The 7,519-nt window shown below is 59.3% G+C and carries 10 protein-coding genes; 5 read left to right on the top strand and 5 right to left on the bottom strand.

The genetic code is table 11. From position 1 onward, the window contains the following. Positions 1–305 precede the first annotated feature (305 nt). Entirely contained in the window at positions 306–497 is a 192-nt protein-coding gene (locus tag NKI70_RS32580) for a hypothetical protein (RefSeq protein WP_352726216.1), read from the top strand. Between the two features lie 194 nt (positions 498–691). Here NKI70_RS32580 and NKI70_RS32575 read toward each other — a convergent pair whose 3' ends face one another. The 5 genes from NKI70_RS32575 to NKI70_RS32555 form a co-directional block, all read right to left on the bottom strand. Continuing rightward, positions 692–1,339 (bottom strand): helix-turn-helix domain-containing protein, encoded by a 648-nt coding sequence (locus NKI70_RS32575; RefSeq protein ID WP_352694171.1) that lies wholly within the window; start codon positions 1,337–1,339, stop codon positions 692–694. A gap of 147 nt (positions 1,340–1,486) precedes the next feature. Further along, positions 1,487–1,933 (bottom strand): pyridoxamine 5'-phosphate oxidase family protein, encoded by a 447-nt coding sequence (locus NKI70_RS32570; protein WP_352694184.1) that lies wholly within the window; start codon positions 1,931–1,933, stop codon positions 1,487–1,489. 507 nt (positions 1,934–2,440) lie between these two features. Continuing rightward, positions 2,441–3,055 (bottom strand): response regulator FixJ, encoded by a 615-nt coding sequence (gene fixJ / locus NKI70_RS32565; protein WP_352726208.1) that lies wholly within the window; start codon positions 3,053–3,055, stop codon positions 2,441–2,443. Beyond that, positions 3,045–4,592, bottom strand: a complete 1,548-nt coding sequence (locus tag NKI70_RS32560; RefSeq protein WP_352726214.1) for a PAS domain S-box protein — start codon at positions 4,590–4,592, stop codon at positions 3,045–3,047. The genes fixJ and NKI70_RS32560 overlap by 11 nt, the downstream gene beginning before the upstream one ends. 500 nt (positions 4,593–5,092) lie before the next feature. Continuing rightward, positions 5,093–5,461 carry a hypothetical protein gene (locus NKI70_RS32555; protein ID WP_352726205.1) on the bottom strand — a complete coding sequence of 123 codons (369 nt, stop codon included), beginning with the start codon at positions 5,459–5,461 and terminating at the stop codon, positions 5,093–5,095. A 146-nt stretch (positions 5,462–5,607) separates the two neighbouring features. Between NKI70_RS32555 and NKI70_RS32550 the strand changes: the two genes are divergently transcribed. From NKI70_RS32550 to NKI70_RS32530, 4 genes are all read left to right on the top strand, one after another. Then, on the top strand, positions 5,608–5,877 hold the full coding sequence (locus NKI70_RS32550) for a DUF6455 family protein (protein ID WP_352593957.1): 270 nt from the start codon (positions 5,608–5,610) through the stop codon (positions 5,875–5,877). Positions 5,878–6,252: 375 nt separating this feature from the next. Then, positions 6,253–6,717 carry a group III truncated hemoglobin gene (locus NKI70_RS32540; RefSeq protein WP_352726202.1) on the top strand — a complete coding sequence of 155 codons (465 nt, stop codon included), beginning with the start codon at positions 6,253–6,255 and terminating at the stop codon, positions 6,715–6,717. Positions 6,718–6,772: 55 nt separating this feature from the next. Continuing rightward, positions 6,773–7,231, top strand: a complete 459-nt coding sequence (locus tag NKI70_RS32535; RefSeq protein WP_352726200.1) for an RrF2 family transcriptional regulator — start codon at positions 6,773–6,775, stop codon at positions 7,229–7,231. Positions 7,232–7,296: 65 nt separating this feature from the next. After that, positions 7,297–7,440, top strand: a complete 144-nt coding sequence (locus tag NKI70_RS32530; RefSeq protein WP_352455556.1) for a hypothetical protein — start codon at positions 7,297–7,299, stop codon at positions 7,438–7,440. Positions 7,441–7,519 lie beyond the last annotated feature (79 nt).

The following is a 7,519-nucleotide window of genomic DNA, read 5'->3' as shown; positions in this document are numbered from 1 at the left end:
CGCGGGATGGGCGCATGGGGTGAGGTAGAGATCACGAACCGGACGTCGCGCTCGCATTGAGGATGGTTCGGCGGGGGCAGAGCATGGCGGGCTTCTTCAACAAGGAGCCTGACCATGCCCACCTTGGCGTCGCGCGAAGGCCAGGCTTGTGGCGCGCTTGACGACGTTCTGCTGAATGGCCTCAGTCAGGACCGTCTGCGCCGGCTCTTCAGTCATGCCGCAGGCCGGAGCCGCGGCTTGCAAAACTTGCCGCTTAACTGGTCGCTTGGCCTGCAACCTGGTGCCGCTCTCTTCGAACCTGACCAATGGCTGAGCGCGCTGGACGCACCGAGCCGGCTTCGAACCGACGGCATCGATCCGAGACCGATCCTGATCCCGTCCTCGACATGCTGGCCAACGGCTTGGCCATGGCCGAGCAGGCCTGCAGCGAGGCCGAACGCCGCCACGAAGCGACCAGCGCCGATCTTGCTGCGGCATGCGAGGCGATCGATGCCTGAATTCGGTCCGGATGCAATGTGGCCATGTGCCGGTCCATGCCTTCCTCCGGAAGCCTGAACGCCGACAGACGTGCCCGCTGTTTCCTCAGTCTTCCAGCGGCAAACAAGATCGTCTTCCGCGCTGCTATCTTGCTCTTGGTGCCCCGCTGTCAATTGGTCTGAAGTGTTAGAACATCCCGGAGTCGGAGCGCGGCTCATTCGCTCATCGCATGAAGCGCTTCGTGCCTGACGATTTCGATGCTGCGCAGGTTGAGCAGGCGGATGACGCCCTTGTCCTTCAACCGGGTGAAGACCCGTGAGACAGTCTCGATTGTGAGGCCGAGATAATCGCCGATGTCCATACGCGACATTGGCAGTTCGACCTGCTGCAATCCGCCCTGCCGTTCCGCCATGTCGACCAGGAATGCCGCGACGCGTTCGATGGCGCTCTGGCAACCGAGGACCAGCAGATGTTCCTGCGCTCTGGTCAACCCCTTGAGCGCCAGGGGCAGCAACTGATGGGAGTTGTCCGCTCCAGCAGCGAGGCGGAAGACGCGGACACCGGTGGCATTGATCGCCTCGGCGAAGAAATGATGCGTGGTGCCGGCTTCGAAGCCGAATGTCTCTCCGGCGAGGTGAAAGGCACTTATCTGCCGGCGGCCGTCAGCAAGCAGGCGGTAGACGCGGACGCCGCCGAACTCCAACTGGTAGAAGGCTCCGGCCTTCTCGCCCTGGGCGTAGATTTCCGCGCCGGCGGGATAGAAGCTGAGTGGTTGCAGCGGTGCGGGCTCGAAAGCCTCCGGCAGGTTGGGCTGGGAGGACCGCGACGGCAGTGCAACTCTGGAGTTGGTGTAGGCGTGCATGGCTGTTTTCCCGGTTGATCCGTGGAACAGCAATCGCGCTAATCGGCCCGTGGCGAAATTCGGTTATGTCCGTACGGGAAACTACTAGAACCGCTCCCTACGCGCCGGTCCAGCCACCGCTTTCAGCCGTCGCGGCAGTGGAGACAGCTACTCACTTGCCTCGCGGCCCGACACCTGCTCGATCAAGACCCGGAAGAACACGTGGGGCGCGCTGTCCGACACCGGAGGCATGACCGGCTTGAGGGCGCCCGGCTCCCACCAGTTGGCGTGCTTGCTCAACACTGACCATGCATAGTCGCGCTGAACCTTGCAGCCGATCTGGTCAGGCAGTTCTTCATAGCGGCCGTCTACAACCACGCTTCTCCATCCCCGTCCTTGGCCGCGTTCGTCGACCTGGAGGGACACCAGCGGATTGGCCCGCATCCAGTCGATCTTCTTGCCCAACATAGAAAATGCATAAAGGTGATTGTCCGCGTGGGCATAATGCAGCGGGACGACATAGGGCTGGCCGTCCTTCGCGCATGCTAAGCGGCCAACACGATTGGCCGTTAGCAATTTCGTACATTCCAAGACGGAAAGCGTACGGATCAGCATCGGCGCGATCTCCTGTTTTCGTGACTGCACGGTGCGCCGTGCTTCATCGACTCTGATATCCGGCATCGCGGATCTCTTTTGAATCTCGATCCTAGCCCTGCGGCCAGGGAGGTCATTGATCACGATCAAGGAGTCGGTTTTCCGACGACGAGCCAACGACCATGTCCAGCCCACCTCGTTGTTCGCAGGGCGCCACGCCGTCAGTATCGATGGCGGGAGTGGGCGATTTCTGAAAAATGATCCAGATCAAGGCGGGGCCTGCCGCTCCCACGCATCATAGGGGATGATGTGGAAGCCAATCTCAAGCGCTCCGCTCGGTCGTGAGCTCGAACTGGCCGTCCTCGACGAGGACGGCGAACATACCCTTGTTTTCCCTTGCATAAAGGAGCGGGAAGGCTGGAGGAACGCCGCCACCCGCACACGCGTTGACATCCACCCGACCCACTGGCGCGATTGGATGCCGGATAGGATCCCGGCAAATAACCACAAGTCTCTTAGTGACTCGCCTTAACGTTTGGATTCCACGACCAATGCCATGCGCACGAGATGCGACAGGCTGCTCGCGGCCATTTTGCTCATGACATTGGCGCGATGGATCTCGACCGTGCGCGGGCTGATGCCAAGATCGTAAGCAATCGTCTTGTTTGGCAGGCCGGACACAAGACCGTCCAGCACCTGTCGTTCTCGCTCGGACAGGCCCGCCAGACGACCGCGGATTTCCACGCTTTGCGGGTGTCTCGCATCCGCCTGGTTGCGATTGTCCAACGCGGAGCGGATCGCATCGATCAGCACCTCGTCGTCAAATGGCTTTTCGATGAAATCGGCGGCACCTTCCTTCATCGCCTGAACAGCGAGCGCCACGTCGGCGTGACCCGTCATGACAATGACCGGAATTGTATGCCCACGCGTCCGGAGCTGCCGCAGGAACTCGATGCCGTCAATGCCGGGCATGCGCACATCGGTCACGATGCAGCCGTCAAGACTGCTCGTGGCCGTAGCCAGAAAAGCTGTCGCCGATTCGTACAAGCGCACGGCGAAATTAGCCGTCGCCAACAGAAAACCAAGCGATTTGCGAACGTCGACGTCGTCGTCGACCACATGCACAAGATTGCTACCGGCCACTGGCGACCTCTTCCTTTTCCACGATGCGCAAAGTGAACCGGAAGGCGGTTCCTCCGGCCGGCATTGCCTCAGCCCAGATGTGACCGCCGTGCGACTCGACGATCGTGCGGCAAATAGAGAGGCCAACCCCCATGCCCTGCTTTTTGGTGGTGACAAATGGCTGGAAAAGCTGGGCGGAGACTTCAGGCGTGAGACCTTTGCCTGTGTCAATCACGCTTACCTCAGCCATGCCGTCATCACGGGCTACGGTTATGATTTGCAGCTCACGGCGTGGCACGCCTTGCATGGCTTCAACCGCATTGCGCATCAGGTTCAGCAGAACCTGCTGAATCTGGATGCGATCGGTCAAGACCAGTTCGGCGGCGGGATCAAGCTTGTAGCTGACGCGGACATCTATTTCTTTTGCGCCGACTAGAGCCAGCGACGAGGCTTCTTCGATCAGTGTCGGCAGGCGCTCGACCTGGCGCTCGCTCTCGCCTCTTGCGACGAAATCGCGAAGGTGGCGAATGACGTCTCCGGCCCTCAGGGCCTGTTCCGCTGCTTTTTCGACGGCCTCCCTCAGCATCGGCGCGTTGTCTTCCGTGCTTTTTTCGAGAAGCCGCCGGCTGCCTTTGAGGTAGTTCGTAATGGCGGTGAGCGGCTGGTTGATCTCGTGGGCAAGCGTCGAGGCCATTTCGCCGAGCGCAGTAAACCGCGCCATGTGGAGAAGCTCCAGCTGCTGCTCCTGTATTCTCGCCTCCGCCAGGTGGCGTTCGGTCAAGTCGCGGCAGAAGCCGGTAAAGAAGCGCCCGGTTCCCGGATGCATCTCGCCGACAGAGAGTTCCATCGGAAAGGTCGAGCCGTCCTTGCGCATTCCAGTGACGGTGCGACCGAGCCCGATGATCCGGCGCTCCCCTGTTGCCAGATAGCGGTGAAGATAGGCATCATGCTCTTCGCGGTAGGGCGACGGCATCAGCAGATTGACATTCTGACCGATGACTTCGTTGGACTGGTAGCCAAACAGCATTTCGGCAGCCGTGCTAAAGGATTGAATACGGCCTTGTTCGTCGATGACCACCATTGCATCGGGCACTGTCGCTAGGATCGAACGCAAATGATCTTCGCGCAATCGAAGTGCGGCGTTTGCATAGGAGAGTTCGCTGACGTCGGTGCCTTCGACGAAGATCGCAGTGATGCGACCATCGTCAGCCTTGATGGGCTGATATACGAAATCGAGGATGCGTTCATCGACCGGCTCGCCGTCCTTGTTGCGAAGGGCGACCTTCACGCCTTGACCTCGGTAGGGCTTGCCCGTTTCGTATACTTGGTCCAGCAGTTCGTAGAATCCTTGGCCTTCGAGCTCGGGCAAGGCCTCGCGTACCGACCTTCCTATCACTTGCCTCTGGCCAATCAGACGTTGATAGGCGGCATTGGTCAGCTCGAATACATGACCCGGCTCACGCATCAAGGTCATGAAACCAGGGGCCTGCTCGAACATCTGGGAGAGCCGGTCGTGTTCGGCCGCGACCCGCCCTTCGGCGCGAACGCCGGTCGACAGGTCACGTGTTTGTTTGTCGTCCAAATCAAGTCCTTTGATCAGGGAACCCGCAACGCAGTCTAACTATCATTCATCGCTCTTTCTGCACACGCAAAAACCGGCATAGTCAGAGGTTCGGGATCCGGTGAGTAGCGTCATTTGACACGCATCAAGGCGTCGAGTGCCGGCGGAAGCACTCATCATAGCATCCAAACGCTCCAGCGAAAGGCGACCACAAATGTGCTACAAGTCAATTATTTAAACCTTGCCGTAGATGCACCTCCTGCAGCCATGGTGAAGTTGGGGATCGAGCTTGCGGAACGGTTCGGGGCTCACCTTATCGGCCTGGCGGCTGCAGACGTCCCGCAGCTCTTCGCGGCCGGCGACGGCATGGTTGGTCCATGAAGGTGAAATCATGCAGTTTCAGCGAACGGAAATTGAAAAGCGGCTCGCCGAACTGGGTGCCGAATTCGACACTCGGCACCGGCCGGTCCTGGTCACCGCAAGCAATGTCGAACATGTCATGGCAAAAACGTGCTGGCTGCCTGGAAAGACACCCGGGAAGCGCGGCGAGCGATAGCCGATGCATTCCCTTTTCTGGCCAAGGCCAATGAAGTCGTGTCGCTACCATCGGTACTAAACGCAACGAAAGCATCTGTGACAGCCTCGCGGACGTCCCCGTCTTTCTTGAGCACCACGGCATCACGGTGCGGACCGAATTCATCTCCGGCGATGGTGATGGCGAACAGCTGGTGGCGTTCGCACGCATGATTCATGCAGACCTGAGGGTTTCCGGCGCATGCGGTCATAGCCGCCTGCGGGAATAGGCGTTCGGCGGCGTCACGCGTACGCTGATCGAAGAGAGCAGCATCAACCGCTTCATTTTGCATTAGCCGCCCGTCGCATCAGGACCTTCACGCCCGTCGCTTGAGGCACGCACGATAGATATCGCCACGAGGGAGACGCCTGTTGACCGAGATCAATGCAGCGGTCGCCGACATCGCAATGATCTGCCAGAAAACGGGAGCGAAACGACATGAGTTTTCTCGACTACCTGATTTCAGTTGACGCCAGGACCGCCTTGATGAGCCGCATGATGCAGAAGCTCGGCGTCGACAAATATTTGAAGGTCGTTCCGGACCATGTTGCCGTCACCAATCGAGCGGTCGACCGGTGTCGCTCCTGCGGGCACCAGGATGAATGCTCGACTTGGCTTGATGAACACCAGCAAGCTGACGATCCGCCAGACTATTGCCGCAACCGCGACCTGATCGCACGGCTGCAGCACGCAGCCGGCCAACGATAGAGCGGTCGTGCAGGCATACCGCAGATCGCGTCACCAAGGCCGCGTGCTGCAGCTCCTCGATTTCCTGGGCGGTCATTGCTCGGCCAATGTTTCGCATCTGCTGACTGATGGCGTTCCGGCGCACACCGCCCGCGAATGCCTGCAACTCCGCTCTCATTAAATAGCCGACCGGCCCTCTAGCCGAGCTGCCCGCCAATAAGAGATATTGACAATCTTTCTTTAAGGTGCGATTCCGACCCATACCGACGAAGACCTCCTTTGAAGCAAATGCATCAATCGTCATCGTGGACGCGACTTCACTCGGTGCGTTGCGGAGCTGTTTGAGTGTGGGAATTATTTGAGGTCTTTGGGTCTTCGAAAACTAAGAGCATGCACATGATTGCGAATGGTCGGAGCAAGAGAACGATCGTCATCGGTGGTGCCCCGTTGCCAGACGTGCTTGACGAGGCCATGATCCGTCTTGTGGTTGACGGCTTTTATGATGAGATTCGCCGCGACGACCTTCTCGGCCCCATCTTTCATAACGCTATCCATCCTGAGGCTTGGCCGCGCCATCTGGCTAAGATGTGCGACTTCTGGTCCGCTACGCTGCTCCGGTCGTCCCGTTATGAAGGCCGTCCATTACCGCCACACCTGGCGATCTCCGGCCTTGGAGTCGCGCATTTCCGGCGTTGGCTAAAGCTGTTTCGCGCAACGGTGCGCCGTGTTTGCCCACCCGAGGTTGCGGCGCTGTTCATGGACCGCGCACTGCGCATAGCTCACAGCTTCCGTCTCGCGGTCGCCTTCAGCCGTGGCGAGACTACGATGGGCATAGAACCGATCGTCGAGAAGGACCTGTGATGCGGGGTTGGATTGTAAGTGGCTCCTGTACGAGAATTGCAAAGAGGAACCATTAGTGCGGTTGACCAATTTCTCGGACTACGCCTTGAGGATGCTAATGTACGCGGCCTCTGCCGGTGATCGCCTGATCACGATCGAGGAGGTGGCAAGCACGTTCAAGGTATCCAAAACGCACCTCAACAAGGTCGCCAACACCCTGACGCGCGGCGGTTACTTGAAAGCGGTCCGCGGTCGCTCCGGTGGGCTAGCCCTCGGGCGGAGCCCCGAGATGATCCGGATCGGCGACGTGGTACGGCTGACGGAGCCAGATTTCGCGCTTGTGGAGTGCTTCGGGACCGGAAATCAGTGCGTGCTCACCGGCCGCTGCAAACTTTCAGGAATGTTCGGCGACGCGATGGCCTCCTTCCAGAACACCCTTGATCGTTACACGCTGGCCGACGTCGCATTGATGCCCCAGGACTTTGTCGGCGGGCTGCCTGCATCCGAAGCTTCGGCGTACGATAAGCATGGGTAAGGCCTCGATCGACAATTCAACCGCAACGCCGCGCGGTTCGCGTCTGCCGGCCCGTGGAGACAAGCATGACTGACCCAGACAAAAATGACACACCGGTGGCCAACCAATTCGAGTCGGGCGTCGACCTGAACAACACGCTGCTCCCTATGCTGATCGGCGGGCTTGTTCTGATTGTCATCGGTGCAATTATGGTCATGACGTTTGTCTAGCTTTTCCTAGCCAAACGGCAATGCTCATCAAAGTTGCGAAAGCGCAAAGAAGGCGGCCTGAGAGGAATCTATTAAGACG

It is taken from the genome of Mesorhizobium sp. M0500, assembly GCF_040321165.1.
Classification (GTDB): Bacteria; Pseudomonadota; Alphaproteobacteria; order Rhizobiales; family Rhizobiaceae; genus Mesorhizobium.
This window is presented reverse-complemented; position numbering and strand designations above follow the sequence as displayed.

Excerpts from the sequence above, each read along its gene's own strand:
- NKI70_RS32550 (WP_352593957.1), top strand. The coding sequence starts at position 5,608 with ATGAGTTTTCTCGACTACCTGATTTCAGTTGACGCCAGGACCGCCTTG.
- NKI70_RS32555 (WP_352726205.1), bottom strand. The coding sequence starts at position 5,461 with ATGCAAAATGAAGCGGTTGATGCTGCTCTCTTCGATCAGCGTACGCGT.
- NKI70_RS32580 (WP_352726216.1), top strand. The coding sequence starts at position 306 with ATGGCTGAGCGCGCTGGACGCACCGAGCCGGCTTCGAACCGACGGCAT.
- NKI70_RS32540 (WP_352726202.1), top strand. The coding sequence starts at position 6,253 with ATGATTGCGAATGGTCGGAGCAAGAGAACGATCGTCATCGGTGGTGCC.
- NKI70_RS32570 (WP_352694184.1), bottom strand. The coding sequence starts at position 1,933 with ATGCTGATCCGTACGCTTTCCGTCTTGGAATGTACGAAATTGCTAACG.
- NKI70_RS32575 (WP_352694171.1), bottom strand. The coding sequence starts at position 1,339 with ATGCACGCCTACACCAACTCCAGAGTTGCACTGCCGTCGCGGTCCTCC.
- NKI70_RS32530 (WP_352455556.1), top strand. The coding sequence starts at position 7,297 with ATGACTGACCCAGACAAAAATGACACACCGGTGGCCAACCAATTCGAG.